An 18,642-nucleotide genomic window follows, 5' to 3' on the forward strand; every position below is an offset into this window, starting at 1 on the left:
CCATCTCTATCTCTAGTACCTCCTCACTTCTCCGCGCTGTCTGCTCCTCCATCCACCAGCCACTCCCTACTCCTCTTTTTTTTTTTAATAAACCGGCCCCCACCGAGACCTCCCCTATCCTCTTCGTCGGCAGCGTCAGATGTTTATAAGAGACACCCCGTGACTGTCACCGCCGGAACAACACACCGCCGGCCCATCTCATCGATGTCCACCATCCACGACAGGGACCGTTCCTCAGCGGTGAACCGCACCCGGTCACCTGTGGCGAGACCGCCGACAGCACCGTCGAGGTGTTCGGGGAACCGGACCCGCAACGGCTGAAACTGGCCGTGCCGGGCAAGAACCACGGTGATGCTCCACATCCTGCCCCGGGCGACGGCCTCAGCATCCGGACGGGGACGGATTTCACCTACCGTGCCCTCGAACTCCAGGTCCTTCGGCTCGATCTTCTCGTAGAGCACGTCCGTGGGAGCATCGGTGGCGTCGAGGACGTCGTAGAACAGTCCCATGGCCACCAGAATCGTGGCTGTGGCCCCGGTGTCCTCGTCGGTCTGCATCCGCTGGGTCAGGGTCCCTTCCCGGGCCGCGAAGATCACCCTCACCCCCGGTTCCAGGTCGACCAGGGCGTCAGGTGATCGTGGGATCGACCAGATCACGGCGATCTGCTGCGGCCGGGACAAGCCTTCAATGCGGATGATCGTCTCGGTGCGCTTCTTGCGCTCGTAGTTGGCGATGACAGTGCCGATGTACTTCACGGTGAAACTCCTCATCTCCGGGGTGCCGGATTCGACTGCATTACATCATGCCTACATTCTGTATTGCGGTCTTGTAGTAGTTATGGCCTTACCCTCGTTGAGTGGACACCCGATTTAGCGGGACCCGTCCCGCACGAGGGGATGTCGCAATCACCGACGAGACCCCGGGAAGCGACCCCGGAGAGCTTTCAGCCCCGAATACAGCTACGAAGCCGACCGGTCATCGACACCGGACGGACCGTCGCCGACGTCGCCCGAGAGCTCAACGTCGCCCCCCGGTCGTTGGGCAAGTGGGTCGCCGCCGAGCGAGCCACTGACACCGGGCGAACCCACCGGTGAACTGACCCTGGATGAACGCGCCGAGCTCAAAGCCTCACGCCGACAGGTCGAGGACCTGCACAAGGACAACGAGTGCCCGGAAAAGCAGCAACCTTCTTCGCGAGCCTTGCCGAGGACCGACGAACGGTACGCACTGATGGCAGGGTGAACAAGAAGTTCACCGGTGGTGACAACTATCCCCGGCGTGGCCCCCTATAAGATCCCTGACCGGGTCGAACGCAGGCGGGATCAGGGTGGTCTCAACCGCGTGTGGATTTCAGACATCACGTACTTGCGTACCGGTGAAGGCTGGTTGTACCTGGCGGTGGTCACCGATGCGCATTCCCGCCGGATCCCGGGATGGGCGATGGACTCTCACATGGTTACGTTCCCTGGTCGCCAGAGCCCTGGAAATGGCTCGAACACTGCGCGGTGAGGTTCCTGACGGTGTGGTGGTCCATGCTGACCGGCGTACCGAGCTCACCATCAGGGTCCCCGGTGCTATCGGGAATCGGAGGTGGACACGTGCAGATCCCTTTCGGGTTGGTCTCACCGTCTACTCAGAGCATGGGATTCCACTCCCGTCATGCCCCTGCCGTCCGTTAGCGTGGTTACATGAGCGGAACTCTGCCTCCCCCTGTCACCGGTCCCCTGATCCTCCCGTTCAACGGGAGGGTGCCACGAATACACCGCTCCGCCTGGATCGCCCCCGGCGCTGTGATCGTCGGGGACGTGACAGTCGGGGAGGACGCCTCGGTCTTCTACGGCGTGGTCCTGCGCGGCGATGTCGGTGCGGTGCGGATCGGTTCCCGCACCAATGTCCAGGACAATGCGGTGATCCACTGTGAGCAGGCCTCTGCCGCGGTGCTCGGTGACGATGTCACGCTCGGGCACCAGGCTCTCGTCCACGCCTGCACCGTCGGCGACGGGACCCTGGTCGGCATGCAGTCCACTCTGCTCAGCAGGTCAGTCACAGGATCGGGGTGCATCATCGGCGGCGGGGCCGTTGTTCTCGAGGGCCAGGAGATTCCCGACGGGGTTCTCGCCGCAGGTCTGCCGGCGAAGGTCAGGCGGGAACTCTCCACCGCGGAGCGGGAGCATCTCATCGCTCACGCCGCCGGTTACGTTGCCCTGGCCAGGGCCCAGGCGTCTCCCGGGGACGCCCTGGACCTCGATGAGGTCCGGTTCGGCTGAGAGCCGGCGCACGTTCTGTCACGTCCCTCCACCTTCCCTACCGCACACACCACCGCCGAATCACCACCGCCCCCCCACCGGCCCTCACCGACGACCCTCCCCACGACCTCACCGACGCGGCGGATCAGCAGGAAGCACATGCTCCCCGCTCACATCCAACGTCAACGCCAGAGACGACACATACTGCCTTTCCCCGTCAGGCCCCGGCAACGCCGAGGCAACCATGTCCGGACGCTCACACGACTCCCCCGTGATCGCACAGGTCAACCGGTCGTCGACCGGATTACCGTCAGCGTCGAACATCGGCAGATCAATACCGTCGTCAGACCGGCGCAGGTAGTACCGGCCCCCGGTGACCACCGCCGCCAACGGCGTGACCACCACGGCAATCACCGCAGCGAACAACGGGGAAAACGCCGCGACACCGTCACCGAACACACCGAAGAACATCGCCACCGAAATCCCACCGGAGAGAATGACCGAGGAGATACCCACCGGGTTCCAGTCGTAGAGCATCCCGCGACGGAACTCCGGCACCTTCGGCGACAACCCCAGCAGGTACTTGTTGATCACGATGTCCGCGGCGACGGTGAAAATCCACGCGATCGCCAGATTCGAGTAGAAACTCAGCACAAAGCTCAGCACACTGAACATGTTGAACTCCATCAACGCCAGCGAAATCCCCACATTCAGCACCACGAACCACACCCGGCCCGGATACCTCTTGAACGTCCGCGAGTAGATGTTCGTCCACGCCAACGACCCGCAGTACGCGTTGGTCGTGTTGATCTTGATCTGCGAGATCACCACCAGGATCACCGCCAACGTCGTCGCCAGCCACCCCGGCATCATCTGCCGGTACTCACTCATGAACTGATTGACCGGCTCCACCGCCAGATCCGTGCCCTGACCCAGCACAGAAATCATGTACACCGCCAGAAAAATCCCGATGATCTGCTTCGTCGCACCCAGCACCACCCACCCCGGGCCGCCACAGACCACCGCAGTCCACCACGCCCGACGGTTCTGCGCCGTCCGCGGCGGCATGAACCTCAGGTAGTCGATATTCTCCGCGATCTGCGCCGTCAACGACAGACACACCCCCGCAGCCAGCATCATCGCCGCGAACGACACCCCCTTGTCCTCCTCACCGGAGTACTCCAGAAACGTCCCCACCGACCCCGGCTCCTGGATGATCAGCACCACCAACGGCACGAACATCATCACCAGCCACAGCGGATTCGTCCACGAATGCAGCTTCGACAACAACTTCATCCCGTACACCACCAACGGAATGATCATCAACGAACTCACCGCATACCCCGCCCACAACGGAACACCCAGCCCCGCCTTCAACCCCTGCGCCATGATCGCCCCCTCCGTGGCGAAGAGGATGAACGTGAACGACACGAAAATCAGGTTCGTGATGATCGACCCCTTGTACCCGAACCCCGACCCCCGGGTGATCAGGTCAAGATCCACGTTGTACCGGGCAGCGTAGTACGCCAACGGGAAACTCGACACGAAAATCAACACCGCGGCGATCAGCACACCACCGACAGCGTTGACCGTCCCGTGTTCCACACCGATGGTCGCACCGATGGAGAAATCCGCCAGATACGCGATACCACCCAACGCACTGGCAGCCACCGCCGCCGGAGTCCACCGCCGGTAATGACGCGGCGCAAACCGCAACGAAAAGTCTTCGGTACCCACCGGGCTGGCACCCTCGACGGCGGAGACGGGACCGGACCGCCCGTCCGTCGGTTCGGAGTCCCGGGTCTGATGGAGCATGTCCACTGGAGGAGTCATGGGAGCCAACGGTATGGACGTCCGGTTTCCTCCGGATGACCTTGTATGTTTCCGACACGGTGCTAAACGGGGTTCACCCGGCGTCCTGTGTTACGGACGTGTGAGACGGCGTGAGACAGCAGGACCCTGCAGGACAGCACAGGCCGGAGCACCCACCCGCGCAGCCTCACATCCGGCGCAGGTCCACGGCCGGCCGGCCCAGCAGAGCCAGACGGGCGCACCCGTACACCGTGTCCACCACTGACCGCACCACCACCGGGTCCTCCCCGGCGACCCGTACCGTGATCCCGGCGTCCCCCACCATGGTGGACGCCGCGGCGCTGAGATCCTCCGGGACTGCCCCGTGGGCAGCCGACACACCACCGGTCACCTCCGCCAGCAGTTCGCGGATCTTCACCAGCAGATCTCTGACAGATTCTCCGGCGGGCGGGACGACGAGCACCGTCGCCCACACCGGCCACCGGGACAGCAGCATCTCCGACCTGCCCTGACCTGCCCCTGTCACACACAGCGAATCAGACAGCAGGGGCCGCCCCGCCCTCTCGACACGCCAGCACTGGCCGAGGGCGTCGTAGAGGTCCCGTTCCCCGCGGGCCAGACGCCCGGTGAGGACCACCTCGGCGGCGAGAAATATCGCCGAATCTGCCAGGACCACGTCGGTGACCTGCAGCAGACGGGAGCCTGCGAAGAGAATGTTCTGGCCGGGGAGGTACTCGCACACGGCGTCCTGCCCCACCTCCAGGGTGACCCACTGGGTCGCCAGTCCCGCGTTCATCCGGTGCACCGGAGTACCAGCGGGAGTAGTGACCGTCGCCCGTGCACCGACGCCCAGCCTCAGCCGCTGCCGGATGCGGTCATTCTGCGCCAGCCCGCCGCCGGTGGAACGCACGTAGACGAACGCCTCCCCCGGATCGCCGGGGTCGATGTGCAGGGGACGGGTCAACTGCATCGGCGCCTTGACATACCGGGAGGTCACGCCGGTCCTGTGCACCGGGGACACCATGTCCGCGGTCAGCGTGAGGTCGAGGATCCCCACCTTCCCGGGGCGCCCGACCGGCTGGACTCCGTCAGGGACCGCAGCTCCGTCGTCGCCGGTCCCCTCCCCGGTCTCACGGACGAGGGGGAGGAACTCCCACGGCACCGGAGGGGTGACGGACGCCGGGTCCAGGCGGGACATGTCCGACCGGGCTCCGGGCACTGCCGGGGAGGACGGTCTCACACGCGGTACCTCTCCAGCTTCGCCGCAAGCTCCGCGATTCCCCTGCCGGCGAGACAGTCTGTGAGCACGACCGGACGACCGTCACGGACATCCACGGCGTCGGCGTTCATGATGTCCAGGTCACAGCGGACGTACCGGGCGATGTCGGTCTTGTTGATGACGAGGATGTCGGACTCGGTGATGCCCGGGCCACGCTTCTTCGGCATCTTCTGCCCCTCCGCCGTGTCCAGGACGAAGACGAAGACATCCACCAGCGCCGGTGAGAAGGTGAGGGTGAGATTGTCTCCGCCGGACTCGAAGAAGACCGTGTCAATGTCCGGATGCTCCTCCACCAGGTCGGCGGCGGCCATGAGGTTCATCGTCGGGTCGTCACGTACGGCGGTGTGCGGGCAGGAGCCGGTCTCCACCCCGATGATCCGGTCCGGGCTGATGATCCCGTCGAGTTCCCGCCGGACATGCAGGGCGTCCTCCTGGGTGTAGATGTCGTTGGTGATCACGCCGACCTGGCGGCCGGCGTCGACGAACAGGGGGACGAGAGCTTCGATGAGGGCGGTCTTGCCGGAACCGACAGGCCCGCCGATGCCGATGCGCAGCGGGGAACCGGACCCGGTCACCGGGTCCGGTGCGGCAACGGCGGACGGGGCGGGGGCGGGGTCGCGGACATCTGAGGTGGCTGCGGTTGTTGAGGTGGTTACGTCTGGGGTGGTCATGGCGTCCTTTCTAGCTCATGAACAGGCGGGCCGGTGCGGTCTCGTGCGCGGCTGAGGCGAGGTCGGAACCCGGACTGGCCCGGCCCAGGAACCGCCAGCCGCGGCGGCCGGGCGAGTTGGCGTACACGTGACCGGATCCCGGGCAAGGTACGTATCCGGGGCCGGATTCAGGGCCGGGGTCCGGGCCGGTACCGGGCACCAGGTCGGACGCCACCTGCACGCACTGCACGGCCAGCCCGGCGATGACCGGGTGCGCGGCGGTGATGACGACCTGGGCGTCGATGTGGTCGCACTGCCGCAGCCGCAGCGCCGCCCCCGCCCAGCCGACTGCGAGGCCCGTCAGCTCGGTGGCGACCGCGTCCCGCGGGGTGAGACCGTGGGCGCGGTGGACGAGACCGGCGACGACAGCCTGGTTGCCGGGGGTCTCCTTCGCTGCGACGGCGGCGGCGTAGCTGAGCAACGGTTCCGGGAGTTCACCACCGAGGCGGCGTTCCACCTCGGTGGTGACCTGCAGCATCTGGCGTCCCACCCGGGTGGACGCACGGCGCAGCTCATGGGTGACCTTCGTCGCCGACAGTTCGTGGTCGAGGTCGATGAGCACGGCGATCCGGCCGGGTCCCGCCGTCGCCGCGGCCGCGGTCGCCACCCCGTCACCGGGGGCGGCCGTGTATCTCAGGTGGTCGGCGAGCGCGGACGACACCTCGTCCACGCCCTGCACACGGTGCGCCTGGACCAGTCCCTCCAGACCGTGCGACAGGGTGTACCTGCCGGAGGGGTACGCGGAGTCCGCATAGGTCATGGCCTGGAGGAACGGCAGCAGGGACCGTGGAGCGGGTGGCGGGGACGAGGAGGTGGGCGGCATCAGGGCACTCAGAACAGGAAGAACTTCTGTGCCAGGGGCAGGGTCTCCGCCGGTGCGATGGTGGCGTGGACTCCGTCGACGGTGACCTCGTAGGTGTCCGGGTCGACCCGGATGTCCGCCGTACGGTCGTTGCGGACCATGTCCTTCTTGCCCAGGCCGCGGGTGTTCTCCACGGGCAGGACCAGTGACTGCAGTCCCAGGTGCTCGGGCACTCCGGCGTCCACTGCTGCCCGGCTCATGAAGGTTGTGCGGGTGTTCTGCAGGGCGGAACCGTAGTTGGCGAACATGTCCCGGTAGAACACCGGCTGCGGAGTGGCCAGTGACGCGTTCGGGTCACCCATCCGGGCGTAGGCGATGCGGCCCTGACGCAGGACCAGGTGCGGTTTGGCCGCAAAGGTCTCCACGGGCCAGAGGACCAGGTCGGCGAGCTTGCCCGGTTCGATGCTGCCCACATGGGCGCTGATTCCCTGGGCGATCGCCGGGTTGAGGGTGATCTTCGCGACGTAGCGCAGTACGCGCTCGTTGTCGTCGCCGTGGCCCCTGTCCTCCTCCAGCTCACCGAGTTCCACTCTGCAGTGGTGGGCGGTCTGGAAGGCACGCTGCCAGGATTCGCCGACGCGTCCCATCGCCTGGGAGTCGGAACTGAAGATACTGATCAGTCCCAGATCGTGGAACACCGTTTCCGCGGCGATGGTTTCGGCACGGACACGGGAGTCCGCGAAGGCGACGTCCTCCGGGATGTCGTGGGACAGGTGGTGGCACACCATCACCATGTCGAGCAGCTCGTCCACGGAGTTGACCGTGTACGGGAGGGTGGGGTTGGTGGACGCCGGGAGCACGTTGGGCATTCCCGTGACCCTGAGGATGTCCGGTGCATGTCCGCCGCCGGCGCCCTCGGAGTGGAAGGTGTGGACGGTACGTCCGCCGAAGGCGCGGGCGGTCGACTCGAAGAATCCGCCCTCGTTCAGGGTGTCGGTGTGGATCGCGAGCTGCACGTCGAAGCTGTCGCACACGTCCATGGCGTTGCGGATGTTCGCCGGGGTCGCACCCCAGTCCTCGTGGATCTTCAGCCCGGCGGCACCGGCGACAATCTGTTCTGCCAGTGCCTCCGGCAGGGAGCCCGACCCCTTGCCCAGGAAACCGGTGTTCACGGGGAGTCCCTCGGCGGCACGGAGCATGAATTCCACACCCGAGGGCCCCGGAGTACAGGTGGTCCCCAGAGTTCCCTCGGACGGTCCGGTACCTCCGCCGAAGAAGGTGGTGATCCCGCCCGCCAGGCCGTGCTCGGCCTGTTGCGGGGTGATGTAGTGGATGTGGGAGTCCACGCCGCCGGCGGTGAGGATTCGGTGCTCCCCCGCGATGACCTCGGTGCCGGGACCGATGACCAGTTCAGGGTCCACCCCGTCCTGGGTGTTCGGGTTTCCGGCCTTGCCGATCCCGACGATCCGGCCGTCCCTGATGCCGACGTCACCTTTGACGACCCCTGCCACGGCGTCGAGGACGATGACGCCGGTGATGACGGTGTCGAGGGCACGGTTGCCGGCACCACCGGTGGAGGTGGCCGTGGGGTCCTGGGCCATCCCGTCGCGCACCGCCTTGCCACCGCCGTAGACGGACTCGTCGCCGTAGGCGGAGGCGAGGTGGTCGCGGGTGATCCGCACGGTGAGGTCGGTGTCCGCCAGACGGACCGTGTCACCGGTGGTGGGTCCGTAGATCTCCTGGTAGCGACGTCGGTCGATGCGGGTCATCAGCGGGTCTCCAGTTCGTCGTTGCTGTGCAGGAATGCGGGCAGTTTCTCCAGTGCCGCTGCCCTGACCGCAGGGTCGTCGAGGGCGCCTTCGGTGAGACCGGCGAATCCGTGGAGGATGCGGCGTCCTCCGAAGTCCACCAGTTCGACCTCCCGGGAGTCCCCGGGTTCGAAACGCACCGCCAGGCCGGAGGGGATGGACAGGTGCATGCCCCATGCTGATTCCCGGTCGAAGTCGAGGGCTGCGTTGACCTCGAAGAAGTGGTAGTGCGAACCGACCTGGACGGCGCGGTCACCGGTGTTGGACACCCGGAGTGTGACGGTACGGCGTCCCGGATTGAGTTCGACGGTGGGCGCGGCACCGGGTGCGGTGCCGTAGCCTGCGGCGGATCCGGACATGGTGGTTCTCCTGCCTTAGTGGTGGTGGGTGTGACTGTGGCTGTGCGTGTGACTGTGGCTGTGACCGTGCAGGTGACTGTGGCTGTGGTCGTCGTCGCCGTGGGAGTGTGCGAAACCGGTGGCGTGGTCGGCGAGCAGTCCGTCGGCGATTCCGTCGTCACCGTGGTCCCGCAGCAGGTGCAGGGCCGTACGGGACGCCTCCCCCACCGCGGTGGCCAGGGCGGACGCCCGGAACAGCGGGGTGGCGTCATCAGTGGCGTCCGCGGCGCCGTCCCCGGCGCTGGCGGGGAACGCCAGATCGGCACGGACCTGCACCGTCTCCCTCGCTCCCAGCAGCCTCAGCCGCTCTCTGGCCTTCGCCGGTGACGGCCACGCCCCCTCGAACGCGACCTCGACCTCCAGGTCCTCGGAGAACTGGCGTGCCAGACGTACCCGGCGGAGCAGTTCGGCGTCGGCGAACGGGTCCACGGTGCGGGCCAGGAAGAGCACCGAGTCCGCCCCGTGGACCGACACCGCGGCACGCAGGTGACGTCGCATCTCGGCGATCGAGCGGGTGGCGTCCGCCAGGGACGGGCCGAGAACCACCCCGGTACCCGAACGGGCCGCCCACTGCAGGGCCTGGGCGGCCTGGGTCACCGAGGTGAGGTCACGGCCGGTACCGGCGGGAATGACGACCAGGGGGACGCCGAGGCTCCCCGCCCTCTCCAGATGGGGTGACAGACCCCGGGGTCCGGTGACCACGGTGGTTCCGGTGGCCTCGGCGAGTGGGCCGGGAGCCGGCGCCTCGGCACCCGCGTACAGGACAGTCACCGCGTCAGGCGCGGGACCTGACGCGGCGGGAGTGGCCCCTGTTCCGGTTCCCACGGTGTCACTGTCCGATCGGGTCATGGACACTGACCAGCTTCGTTCCGTCGGGGGACGTCGCCTCCACCCGGATGAGGTCGAGCATCTCCCGCACCCCGTCCTGCACCTGGTCGGGGCCGAGGACCTTCGTCCCGGTCTCCATGGCCTCGGCGACGGTCTGCCCGTCACGGGCGGCTTCAACGACGGCTTCGCTGATCAGGGCGGTGGCCTCGGGGACATTGAGTTTCAGACCACGGGCCAGGCGTCGACGTGACACCTCGGCAGCGGTGAACAGGAGCAGCTTCTCCTGCTCCCGGGCAGTGAGATCCATGGCGTCCTTCCGTTCGGTGTTTGTCCCCAACGGTACTGCCGCGGCGGGACGCCGCGCACCGGACGACGGGGTGTTTAACTCCGCCGAAACACGCGGCGGGCGGTGTCCCAGAGCACGCTGGCCGCCACGAACGCCAGACAGGTGACCCCGAACAGCGGGGCGATGACCCCGTAGGCCACCAGAGCTGCGCAGAGGATGAGGGTGCCGACGGTCGGACGCCCCCGGCCCGCCCGGCGCGGGGCAGCGGGCAGCGTACCGGCGGAGCTGCCACGGGGACGCCGCATCCACCACATCCGGTAGCCCCGGACCACCATCACGATGATGGCCGCCGCCAGGAGCGCCAGGACGATCTGGTTCGGCAGTCCGAACAGGGTCCCCATGTGGAGCTGGATCAGCCAGGCGGTCGCCTGCGCGGCCAGAGGCCAGTCGGAGAACCGCAGCCTGTCGGTCACCTGCCCGGTGGCCCAGTCCACCGCCACGGAATTGTTGTGCAGACGCCAGGCGGTCCGGTTCTCCGCCGCGGACCAGGCCGCACCCTCCTGTGCCGGCGGGGTGAGGGTCAACGGGGTCTCCAGTTCCCGGCGCGCGGCGGCGGCGACGCGGTCGACGGCACCCGGGTTGAGTCCGCTGACCCTCACAGACGGTCCGGTCCGGCCGCCACCGTGACCCTCGTGACCGGCATGTCCGGCTGCACCGGTTGCGGCGGTTGCGGCGTTGGGGGTGTCCTTCATCCCCGGCATCTCCGTGGAGACCGTGGGGGTGCCCCAGTTGAGGTTCGCCCGGACCTCGCCGATGTTCGTGCCGGCGACCGAGGACCAGGTCAACCCGGTGACGGTGAGGAAGACCAGTCCGACGGAGATCACCGTTCCGGTGGCTCCGTGGCGTCTCATCACCTGCGCCCGGCCGCTGCCGTCCCGGCGCAGCATGCCCCGGAGCCGGGTCACCGACCCGCTGCCGCGCTGCCGTCGCCACAGGACCACCAGACCCCCGACAGCGAGGACGCCGAGCCAGCTCGCCGCCAGTTCGGAGTAGAGGCGCCCCTTCTCCCCCAGCCACAGACTGCGGTGACCTTCGTCGATCCACTGGCGCAGCGGCAGCGACGCCGAACTGCCGTACTGGGTGCTGTCACCCTTGACTTCACCGGAGTACGGGTCCAGGAACACCGCCCTGAGGGTGGATGCCGGCAGCGTCGGGTCGGTGAACAGGACACGGGTGGTCTCGTCCGGTTTTCCGAGCCTGACCCCCGCCAGGGCCAGGTCGGGGTGGAGCTCCTGTGCCCTGGTCACCAGGTCGCCGACGGGCTGTTCGACAGGGTCGGCGGCGGTGGGTTCGGCGGTGAGCATGTCGTGGTAGACGATCTGCTCGACTGTCGGGGCGGTGGCGTAGAGCAGTCCGCTCAGCGCTGCCACGAGAATGAACGGTGCGCAGAAGATCCCCGCGAAGAAGTGCAGGCGGGTGAGAAGGCGCGTGGTCTGGCGTCCTGAACTGCGGTCCGGGTCTTTCCTGCGTTCTGCTCCGGGGGTTCCGGACGGTTCCGGGGCGCGGGAGGGGTGCTGGGTGGTCGTCGTCACGGGGTAGTAGTCGTCCGGGAGGGTCCCTGAGTTCCCGGAGCGTTCCCGGGCCGGTCCCGGGCCCGTCAGTGGGCGTGGGTTCCCCCGAGGTGGTGCAGCAGCCTGTGGACCCTCTCGTCGGTGAGTGCGTAGCGCATCATCCGTCCGTCCCGGTGCGCGGTGACTATCCCCGCCGTCGTCAGCAGCCGCAGTGCCGCGGAGGCGGTCGCTGTCCTGACGCCTGCTCTCTCAGCCAGCTCGGACATGCTCAGGGTGCCGGGGCCGGCGTAGTGCAGGAGGGTGAGCAGGCGTAGGCGGGTCGGGTCACCGAGGAGGCGGAAGGTTTCGGCCCAGTCGTCGGAGAGCGCGCACAGGTGGGCGAGTGGGTCTGCGTGTGCGTCGCCGCCGGTCATGGCTCCGGATTCTAGTCCTGCGTCGGGTCGGGTGCCCTGAAAAGGACGGGACCCCTCCCCCGGGCCGTGTTACCGTCAGGTAAAACCTTCATTCAAACAGTCGATTGAATGTGCAAATGAGGAGGTCCGCCGGCTAGCGTCAGAGCGGTGACCGTACTCGCCGACCACCACAGGACCCGTCCCGGTGACCGGACGCCGGACGCCCTCGGCTTCACGGCCTCCCACCGCCGCACCGTGTCCTGGGTTCTCGTGCTGACGGTCGTACTCGTCGTCAGCCTGGTGTTCAGCGTCGGATTCGGCTCCGTCCACGTCCCCCCCTCCGATTCCGTCCGCATCCTCGCCCACCACCTCTTCGGCGCCGGCCCCGACCCCGCCGGCGACGGTGCAGGTGGACAGGCGTCCGACCTCGCCAGGGACGACGCCGTCATCTGGACCATCCGCGCCCCCCGGGCAGTTCTCGGCGCCCTGGTGGGGGCGGGTCTCGCAGTCGCCGGAGTCATTCTCCAGGCGGTTGTCCGCAATGTCCTGGCCGACCCGTACGTGCTCGGGGTCTCCTCAGGTGCCTCGGTCGGCGCCGCCGGAGCCATCACCCTCGGCGTCGGGACAGGTGCGACGGCCGCTCTCGGCGACTACGCCCTGCAGACCAGCGCCTTCCTCGGGGCACTGGTGGCGTCCGTCCTGGTTCTCGGCGTGGCGAGGACCGCCGGTCGTTTCACGGCCGACCGGCTTCTCATGGCAGGCATCGCCGTCGGATACGCCCTGTCCGCCCTGACGAGCTTCCTCGTCTTCGCCTCCGATTCGGCGGAGTCGAGCCGGTCGGTGATGTTCTGGCTCCTGGGGTCCCTGGGCCTGGCGTCCTGGTCGGGCCCGCTCGCAGCCGTCGCCGTCGTGGTGGTGTCCGGTGCGGCGATCCTGGCCGTGGCGGGTCCGCGGGTCGACGCCCTGAATCTGGGCGACGGTACCGCCCTGACCCTGGGGATCAGTCCGGAACGGCTGCGGCTCGGACTGATCGTCCTGTCCTGCCTCATCGTCGGAGCAGTCGTGGCGATGGCCGGGGCGATCGGTTTCATCGGCCTGGTGGTCCCCCACCTCGCACGGCGTCTCGTCGGGGGACGCCACCGTGCCCTCACCCCGGTCGCCGCCCTGCTCGGCGCGGTACTGCTGAGCTGGGCTGACGTCGGTGCCCGTACACTGCTCGCCCCGCAGGAGATCCCCGTCGGCATCATCACGGCACTGGTCGGCGCGCCGTTCCTGCTCCTGCTCGTCCACCGTATGCACCGGAAGGAACCATGAACCACATTTCCAGCATCGTCTCCACCGTCGCCGCGGCCGCCGTGGCCGTGACCCTGGCGTCCTGCTCCGACAGCGGATCCGGGACCACCGAGGTCCGTAACTGCGGTGCCACCGTGAGCTTCGACCATGTCCCGGAGAACGTCACCCTGCTCAAGAGCGCCGCAGTGCCGACACTGCAGCATCTGGGCGTCCTCGACAGGGTCCACGCGAAGGCGGGCGTGTTCCCCACCGGGTACTACGACGACGCCACGAACAGTGCCCTCGCGGCCGTCCCCTCGATCACCGACAAGCTGAACCCGGAAGGCCATGTGCAGGTCAGCCGGGAGGAGGTCGTGGCCACCGGGGCAGATCTCGTACTCGGGGCGACGGACACGGTCAACGCGCAGACCCTGGCCTCCTCCCACATTCCTCTGATCGAGGAGCCCGCGTTCTGCGGAGCACTCGACGGGCCGGCGAACTGGGACGATGTCTGGGACCAGATCCGGCTGTACGGCACGGTCTTCGACCGGGGTCAGGACGCCGACTCCTACATCTCTGAACTGCAGGAACGCCTCGAATCACTGCCCGGGCCGGCCGAAGGAGCCCCGCGGCCGCGGGTCGCCGTCCTCTACCCGACCCCGGGCGGAGGAACGACCTACGCCTACGGGGCCGGGTCGATGGCCACACCCGTCGTGGAGAAGGCGGGGGGTGAGAACGTGTTCGCTGATTCGGCGGACCGGGTTTTCGAGGTGAGTGCCGAAGAGATCGTGGACCGCAACCCGGATGTCGTCATCGCCCTGCATTCTGCGGAATCCGGTCCCGATGACGGAGACGCCATGGTCGCGGCCGTCACCGCCCTGCCCGGGATGGACCGGACCACCGCCGGGCAGGGCCACCGGATCATGCCCCTGATGCTGAACTACGCTGAGCCTCCGACCCCCCTGGCAGTGGACGGTGTGGAGAAGGTCGCCGGGTTCCTCCGGGACGGGTCGGCGGCAGGCCCGTCGACAGAGGCGGAGGCCCCGGGGGACGCCGGATGATCGAGGCCCGTGACCTCACGGTCCGTTTCGGTCCGGTGACCGCGGTCGACGGGGTCTCACTGACGGTCGCCGACCACGGTGTCCTCGGACTGGTCGGCCCCAACGGCTCAGGTAAGACCACGTTGCTGCGCTGTCTCTACGGTGCGCTGGGACCGACATCGGGTGATGTGCTCCTCGACGGCACGCCACTGTCTGCGATGCACCGGCGGGCGGTGGCCCGGCGGATCGCCGTCGTGGCGCAGGAGCACCACGACCCTGCCACGCCGATCTCGGTGGCGGAACTGGTGATGCTGGGACGTCTGCCGCACCAGGGGATCATGGCGCAGACCACCGACGAGGACCGGACCACGGTGGTCGGGGCCCTCGAGTCCGTGGGGCTGGGCGCACTGGCTGCCCGGGACGTCGCCGTCCTGTCCGGAGGAGAGCGTCAGCGGGCGTTGATTGCCCGGGCGCTGGCCCAGCAGGCGGGGCATGTCCTGCTCGACGAACCGACCAACCACCTGGACATCCGCTTCCAGCATGATGTGCTGGAGCTGGTCAGTGAACTGCCCGGGGCCGCCGTGGTACTCCACGACCTCAACCTCGCCGCCCGTTACTGCGACCGGATCGTCGTGCTGGACGCGGGGAAGGTGGTGGCGGCCGGTACCCCGTCCCAGGTGCTGGTCCCGGAGATCCTGGAACCGGTGTACAAGGTCCGTGTCAGGAGAGTGGAGTTCGACGGGGAGATGCACCTGCTGTTTCCCCGCTGAAGCCCAGCGCGGTTCCGAGCGGGCAGGTCACATGTAGATCGTCATACAGATGATGAGCCCGATGAGCATCAGGGCTCCGAGGATCATCGTGACGACGTCGGCGTTCGAGGAGTACGGGATCTCCTGCTGTTCAGCCTGGAGTTCCTCCTGCCTGCGCAGGGCCTCCTCATATGCGGTGGGATCATCGGTGTCACCGGACCGGGCGGTGGAACGGGCGGAACTGTTCGTCTCGTTCATGAGGCCAGCACCTTCGTCATCTCGTGGATGATCGTCCCGATACTTATGACGTATATCAGAGCCATGAACCAGGTGTAGACCCACTTTCCCTGGTGGTCGGTCTTCCAGAACCGACGGACACCGAGCCAGCCGTTGACGAGCGCGACCAGGCACAGGGCGATGCTGATCGGTGAAGCCAACGAGCCCATCACGCTGAGAATCGGAATCAGTACCGGGATGATGACGTAACTGATGGTGCAGCGCACGGCGGAGACGACGATCGCCCACCGGAAAGCGCGGTGGGCGGCGCGTACTTCTTCGGTGTCGATCTTGTCGACATTCGCCGGGCTGATCCGGAGCATCCGCAGCATGAACCGGTCAGCGCGGGACCTCGGGGCGGACACGGCCCTGTGGGGGCGGTCGTTCGACTGCTCCGCCGGTGACCCGGCACTCCGCGTGCCCCTGACCTGCACGTCAACGGCCGGTGAGACTTCACCGGTTGTCAGTGCGGGCACTCCCGTGACGCCGTGACCCGTGGCGACCTGGCTGGTGGTGGACATGGGACCCACGTTAGCAGCGTCCGAGGCGGCGTTCCTAACTACGCACAACACTGTGACGAGTCCGTGACCAGTGTGAACGGGAACCTCCGTAGAGCTCAGCAGGACCACCGCCGGGCGTGGGGAAGCCGGGTCACCGTCGTGGCCCTGCTGCCGGCCAGGCTGCCGGCCAAGCTACCGGCCCTGCTGGCGCTCGGCGGCTCCGGGCGTCGCCGGGTCCCCTGCCGGCACCTCTCCCTCCGATACCCCCCTCCGGGGGGAGTCGTGGCTAGAGTGTCATCTGTACGACGGATGACGGACGACCGGTCACCCCTGCCACGCTGACCGCACCGACCGCACTGCCGCGACTGACACCGACGATCCCACCGATCCCACCAATCCCGACGACAACTGAGGACGCCCCATGCCCCAGGACCCGACACAGCGCGATCTCACGGCCGCGGAACTCCAGGGGGCGAGAAACCGTCTCACCCTGTCCCCGGAGCTGGTCAGGCGTGTCGCCGTCCTCGGAGGCTACGACGCCCACGACGCCTTCAGCGACAAGCTCACCGATGTCGTCGACGTCACCGATCTCATCGAACTGCTCGTCACCGCCCAACTCGGGGAGACGGAACCCGGCCGGACCGCCGCGCGGCAGGTGGAGTCGGAGCGTGCCCGCAGGATCCTCGAACGGATCGCCACCGGGCAGACCCTGACCCGGCAGAGCGTGCACGACAACCTGCCCTCCGAAACCGTGGTCCTGTTCCGGATGGGCCCTCCGCGACTGTGGGGGTACGCGGTGCGGCAGCGTACCCCGCGCAATGCGGGGAATGCACTGCCTGCCAGGGTGCCCGCCGATCCCACCGGGACATGGGCCTCCCCGGAGGAGGCGTGGCTGGGCTGGCACATCACCGACGCCTCTGACCTGGACGAGCTTGCCACGGTGGTTCCCGGGGTACTCCACGACAATGACCTCAACCGGAGACTGCGCCTGGGAATGTCCCTTTCTGACGGTCCTGACCAGGTGTGGAGTTCTGCGCGGGGGCACTGGAGCATCAAACCGGAGACGACGTACATCGTCCCGTCCCGCTACGGCTGGTGCCCCTATGTCTTCCGGATCCCCGACGGCGGCTGGCGCGGCGACGAGTTCGAGGGCCACCGCACCCGCTACATGGCCGAACGCGGTTACTGGATCGACGTGGACAACGGCCGGCTCGTGGAGATGGGTGAGCCCGACCCCGACAATTCCTGGCTGCCGAGGATGTCAGTCAGTGACGAAGCCCCCACGGAGACCGACATGGCCGTCGCCGGACTGCTCACCGACAGGGTCCTGCGCCTCGGCGCAGCCGGAAAGAATCCGGTGATTCGGCTACGGCAGCGGGGACGCCGTCTGTTCTGAACACCTGTTCCGGACACCTCTTCCGGACACCGTTTCCGGACACTGTTTCCGGATGGCAGCGCCCGGACACTTCCGAGAGGCCGCTACCGGTGGTCCGGGTACCCGCCGGAGAAGCCGCCGAACTGCGGGTTCTGCCGTCCCTGTTCCTGAGGTGCCGCGACCGACGGACCGGAACCCGACGGACCGAAACCCTGCGGACCGGAAGTCTGCTGAGGTAGCAGTCTCCGGCTACCGCCGATGATCCCGAACTGTGCGAGCAGGTACACCACCGCGACCGCCAGGAGGACCAGGCTGAGGAACAGCGAGGCGAAGATCCCGGGCGATACATCGGTGCTGTCAATGAGTCCCGCGGTGGGATCCTCGCCGCCCCACTCCCGGAGTGCTCCCAGGTCACTCAGCAGCCCGACCAGGGTGTACACCGTCGACAGTGCCGCACCTCCGGTGAGAAGCACCGCCCCGGCCAACGTCCGACCGGTCGCTGCGACCAGGAGGACACCGCCGGCGACAAGGACGATGACCGCGGACGCCGTGAGCAGGGCGCCCAGGTTCACGTCCGTCACCGAGAGGGTCTCTCCACCGGCGTACATGTCGAAAGTCCGGCGTCCCAGACCGTCGACACCGATGCTGAACCTGCTGCCGGAGTCTTTCTCTGTCACTGTCCGCCAGTCCAGGAGGTAGCTGCCGGTGAGCAGCAGAAGAAGGAGGACCGACGAGGACGCCACATACAGCGGACGCAGGAGGCCGGACACCGGGGCACGGGTGGCAGCGGGCAGCAGCGGTCCCGGGCCGGACAGGAGGTACAGCAGGCCCACCGCCAGTGTCGCCAGGCTGACGAGGACGGCGAAGATGAGACCGAAGCGGACGCCGAAGTCGAGCGGGGTGTCACCCGCAGCCGCATTCATCGTCAGCCCCATGAAGTTCTCGTCCATGCCGAAGTCCGTGACCAGCGACAGGAGCCCGTAGAGCAGCCCGACGCCTCCTGCAACGGTCAGACACAGGGCAGCGATCCGCCGGTACACCGACGTCAGTGCCAGCACCGCGGCAGCTGCGACGAGCAGCACCACCACGAGGGAGAGGAAGAACCAGGGGGTGGCCAGGCTACGGGCGGATTCGCCGTCGGAGAAGATCTTCTGTATCCCGAAGCCGTTGACCAGGGCAGAACCTCCGTCATCTTCCACGGCTTTCTTCCAGTTCAGCGAGTAGCTCAGCACGGTGAGCAGGAGCAGTACCCCTGCGGCAGCCCCAACTGTCACAGGAGTGAACATGCCGGTCGTCAC

The 18,642-nt window shown here is 67.5% G+C and carries 20 protein-coding genes and 1 pseudogene; 7 read left to right on the top strand and 14 right to left on the bottom strand.

Annotated elements, in window-relative coordinates:
• Nucleotides 1-143: 143 nt before the first annotated feature.
• Nucleotides 144-755 carry a hypothetical protein gene (locus tag E0E18_RS07290; protein ID WP_130839967.1) on the bottom strand — a complete coding sequence of 204 codons (612 nt, stop codon included), beginning with the start codon at nucleotides 753-755 and terminating at the stop codon, nucleotides 144-146.
• 141 nt (nucleotides 756-896) lie between these two features.
• On the opposite strand from E0E18_RS07290, the gene E0E18_RS14475 reads away from it, so the two are divergent.
• From E0E18_RS14475 to E0E18_RS07300, 3 genes and pseudogenes are all read left to right on the top strand, one after another.
• Nucleotides 897-1,094 carry a transposase gene (locus tag E0E18_RS14475; RefSeq protein ID WP_419866047.1) on the top strand — a complete coding sequence of 66 codons (198 nt, stop codon included), beginning with the start codon at nucleotides 897-899 and terminating at the stop codon, nucleotides 1,092-1,094.
• 166 nt (nucleotides 1,095-1,260) lie between these two features.
• Nucleotides 1,261-1,558 (top strand): annotated as a pseudogene (locus tag E0E18_RS14480) (DDE-type integrase/transposase/recombinase); the annotation flags it as partial.
• A gap of 130 nt (nucleotides 1,559-1,688) precedes the next feature.
• A complete protein-coding gene (locus E0E18_RS07300) occupies nucleotides 1,689-2,267 on the top strand; it encodes a gamma carbonic anhydrase family protein (RefSeq protein WP_130839971.1) in 579 nt (192 codons plus the stop codon).
• A 108-nt stretch (nucleotides 2,268-2,375) separates the two neighbouring features.
• On the opposite strand, the gene E0E18_RS07305 is transcribed toward E0E18_RS07300, so the two are convergent.
• The 10 genes from E0E18_RS07305 to E0E18_RS07350 form a co-directional block, all read right to left on the bottom strand.
• Complete coding sequence (locus E0E18_RS07305; RefSeq protein WP_078057386.1) at nucleotides 2,376-4,079, bottom strand: purine-cytosine permease family protein; 1,704 nt, start codon at nucleotides 4,077-4,079, stop codon at nucleotides 2,376-2,378.
• A gap of 166 nt (nucleotides 4,080-4,245) precedes the next feature.
• A complete protein-coding gene (locus E0E18_RS07310; protein ID WP_130841306.1) occupies nucleotides 4,246-5,256 on the bottom strand; it encodes an urease accessory protein UreD in 1,011 nt (336 codons plus the stop codon).
• A 38-nt stretch (nucleotides 5,257-5,294) separates the two neighbouring features.
• A complete protein-coding gene (ureG, locus tag E0E18_RS07315; RefSeq protein WP_110482392.1) occupies nucleotides 5,295-5,912 on the bottom strand; it encodes an urease accessory protein UreG in 618 nt (205 codons plus the stop codon).
• A 106-nt stretch (nucleotides 5,913-6,018) separates the two neighbouring features.
• Nucleotides 6,019-6,870, bottom strand: coding sequence for an urease accessory protein UreF (locus tag E0E18_RS07320; RefSeq protein WP_237559681.1), 852 nt, complete (start codon nucleotides 6,868-6,870; stop codon nucleotides 6,019-6,021).
• A gap of 8 nt (nucleotides 6,871-6,878) precedes the next feature.
• Nucleotides 6,879-8,618 carry an urease subunit alpha gene (ureC, locus tag E0E18_RS07325; RefSeq protein WP_066588355.1) on the bottom strand — a complete coding sequence of 580 codons (1,740 nt, stop codon included), beginning with the start codon at nucleotides 8,616-8,618 and terminating at the stop codon, nucleotides 6,879-6,881.
• Nucleotides 8,618-9,016, bottom strand: coding sequence for an urease subunit beta (locus E0E18_RS07330; protein ID WP_130839973.1), 399 nt, complete (start codon nucleotides 9,014-9,016; stop codon nucleotides 8,618-8,620). The genes ureC and E0E18_RS07330 overlap by 1 nt, the downstream gene beginning before the upstream one ends.
• Nucleotides 9,017-9,031: 15 nt before the next feature.
• Nucleotides 9,032-9,904, bottom strand: a complete 873-nt coding sequence (locus tag E0E18_RS07335) for a hypothetical protein (RefSeq protein ID WP_237559682.1) — start codon at nucleotides 9,902-9,904, stop codon at nucleotides 9,032-9,034.
• On the bottom strand, nucleotides 9,885-10,190 hold the full coding sequence (locus tag E0E18_RS07340) for an urease subunit gamma (RefSeq protein ID WP_130839975.1): 306 nt from the start codon (nucleotides 10,188-10,190) through the stop codon (nucleotides 9,885-9,887). Before E0E18_RS07340 ends, E0E18_RS07335 begins: the two co-directional genes overlap by 20 nt.
• Before the next feature lie 74 nt (nucleotides 10,191-10,264).
• Complete coding sequence (locus tag E0E18_RS07345) at nucleotides 10,265-11,761, bottom strand: PepSY-associated TM helix domain-containing protein (RefSeq protein ID WP_130839977.1); 1,497 nt, start codon at nucleotides 11,759-11,761, stop codon at nucleotides 10,265-10,267.
• A 65-nt stretch (nucleotides 11,762-11,826) separates the two neighbouring features.
• Complete coding sequence (locus E0E18_RS07350; RefSeq protein WP_066588365.1) at nucleotides 11,827-12,153, bottom strand: helix-turn-helix domain-containing protein; 327 nt, start codon at nucleotides 12,151-12,153, stop codon at nucleotides 11,827-11,829.
• Between the two features lie 147 nt (nucleotides 12,154-12,300).
• Between E0E18_RS07350 and E0E18_RS07355 the strand changes: the two genes are divergently transcribed.
• Genes E0E18_RS07355 through E0E18_RS07365 form a run of 3 tightly spaced genes read left to right on the top strand, consistent with a single transcriptional unit; the run spans nucleotide 12,301 to nucleotide 15,214 of the window.
• A complete protein-coding gene (locus tag E0E18_RS07355; protein WP_130839980.1) occupies nucleotides 12,301-13,446 on the top strand; it encodes a FecCD family ABC transporter permease in 1,146 nt (381 codons plus the stop codon).
• Nucleotides 13,443-14,465, top strand: coding sequence for an ABC transporter substrate-binding protein (locus tag E0E18_RS07360; protein WP_110480914.1), 1,023 nt, complete (start codon nucleotides 13,443-13,445; stop codon nucleotides 14,463-14,465). Before E0E18_RS07355 ends, E0E18_RS07360 begins: the two co-directional genes overlap by 4 nt.
• Nucleotides 14,462-15,214: an ABC transporter ATP-binding protein gene (locus E0E18_RS07365; RefSeq protein ID WP_130839982.1), complete on the top strand. Its 753-nt coding sequence runs from the start codon at nucleotides 14,462-14,464 to the stop codon at nucleotides 15,212-15,214. The genes E0E18_RS07360 and E0E18_RS07365 overlap by 4 nt, the downstream gene beginning before the upstream one ends.
• A gap of 27 nt (nucleotides 15,215-15,241) precedes the next feature.
• Here E0E18_RS07365 and E0E18_RS07370 read toward each other — a convergent pair whose 3' ends face one another.
• Together E0E18_RS07370 and E0E18_RS07375 are read right to left on the bottom strand one after the other, a co-directional pair.
• Nucleotides 15,242-15,451 carry a hypothetical protein gene (locus E0E18_RS07370; RefSeq protein WP_066588377.1) on the bottom strand — a complete coding sequence of 70 codons (210 nt, stop codon included), beginning with the start codon at nucleotides 15,449-15,451 and terminating at the stop codon, nucleotides 15,242-15,244.
• Complete coding sequence (locus tag E0E18_RS07375) at nucleotides 15,448-15,990, bottom strand: hypothetical protein (RefSeq protein ID WP_237559683.1); 543 nt, start codon at nucleotides 15,988-15,990, stop codon at nucleotides 15,448-15,450. The genes E0E18_RS07370 and E0E18_RS07375 overlap by 4 nt, the downstream gene beginning before the upstream one ends.
• 400 nt (nucleotides 15,991-16,390) lie before the next feature.
• Between E0E18_RS07375 and E0E18_RS07380 the strand changes: the two genes are divergently transcribed.
• Nucleotides 16,391-17,365 carry a hypothetical protein gene (locus E0E18_RS07380; protein WP_066588379.1) on the top strand — a complete coding sequence of 325 codons (975 nt, stop codon included), beginning with the start codon at nucleotides 16,391-16,393 and terminating at the stop codon, nucleotides 17,363-17,365.
• An 83-nt stretch (nucleotides 17,366-17,448) separates the two neighbouring features.
• Here the strand turns inward: E0E18_RS07380 and E0E18_RS07385 are convergent, their stop codons facing one another.
• The gene (locus E0E18_RS07385; RefSeq protein ID WP_202616704.1) at nucleotides 17,449-18,630 is read right to left on the bottom strand and encodes a hypothetical protein; all 1,182 of its coding nucleotides are present in this window, start codon (nucleotides 18,628-18,630) and stop codon (nucleotides 17,449-17,451) included.
• Nucleotides 18,631-18,642: the final 12 nt, after the last annotated feature.

The sequence above is a fragment of the Corynebacterium neomassiliense genome (assembly GCF_900626215.1).
Taxonomy (GTDB): domain Bacteria; phylum Actinomycetota; class Actinomycetes; order Mycobacteriales; family Mycobacteriaceae; genus Corynebacterium; species Corynebacterium neomassiliense.

Bases quoted from the DNA above. Each gene is read 5' to 3' on its own strand.
- E0E18_RS07335 (WP_237559682.1), bottom strand. From the start codon at position 9,904: ATGACCCGATCGGACAGTGACACCGTGGGAACCGGAACAGGGGCCACT.
- E0E18_RS07370 (WP_066588377.1), bottom strand. From the start codon at position 15,451: ATGAACGAGACGAACAGTTCCGCCCGTTCCACCGCCCGGTCCGGTGAC.
- E0E18_RS07330 (WP_130839973.1), bottom strand. From the start codon at position 9,016: ATGTCCGGATCCGCCGCAGGCTACGGCACCGCACCCGGTGCCGCGCCC.
- E0E18_RS07340 (WP_130839975.1), bottom strand. From the start codon at position 10,190: ATGGATCTCACTGCCCGGGAGCAGGAGAAGCTGCTCCTGTTCACCGCT.
- E0E18_RS07365 (WP_130839982.1), top strand. From the start codon at position 14,462: ATGATCGAGGCCCGTGACCTCACGGTCCGTTTCGGTCCGGTGACCGCG.
- E0E18_RS07360 (WP_110480914.1), top strand. From the start codon at position 13,443: ATGAACCACATTTCCAGCATCGTCTCCACCGTCGCCGCGGCCGCCGTG.
- E0E18_RS14475 (WP_419866047.1), top strand. From the start codon at position 897: ATGTCGCAATCACCGACGAGACCCCGGGAAGCGACCCCGGAGAGCTTT.
- E0E18_RS07320 (WP_237559681.1), bottom strand. From the start codon at position 6,870: ATGCCGCCCACCTCCTCGTCCCCGCCACCCGCTCCACGGTCCCTGCTG.
- ureC (WP_066588355.1), bottom strand. From the start codon at position 8,618: ATGACCCGCATCGACCGACGTCGCTACCAGGAGATCTACGGACCCACC.
- E0E18_RS07375 (WP_237559683.1), bottom strand. From the start codon at position 15,990: ATGTCCACCACCAGCCAGGTCGCCACGGGTCACGGCGTCACGGGAGTG.
- E0E18_RS07380 (WP_066588379.1), top strand. From the start codon at position 16,391: ATGCCCCAGGACCCGACACAGCGCGATCTCACGGCCGCGGAACTCCAG.
- E0E18_RS07300 (WP_130839971.1), top strand. From the start codon at position 1,689: ATGAGCGGAACTCTGCCTCCCCCTGTCACCGGTCCCCTGATCCTCCCG.
- E0E18_RS07305 (WP_078057386.1), bottom strand. From the start codon at position 4,079: ATGACTCCTCCAGTGGACATGCTCCATCAGACCCGGGACTCCGAACCG.
- E0E18_RS07310 (WP_130841306.1), bottom strand. From the start codon at position 5,256: ATGTCCCGCCTGGACCCGGCGTCCGTCACCCCTCCGGTGCCGTGGGAG.
- E0E18_RS07385 (WP_202616704.1), bottom strand. From the start codon at position 18,630: ATGTTCACTCCTGTGACAGTTGGGGCTGCCGCAGGGGTACTGCTCCTG.
- E0E18_RS07350 (WP_066588365.1), bottom strand. From the start codon at position 12,153: ATGACCGGCGGCGACGCACACGCAGACCCACTCGCCCACCTGTGCGCG.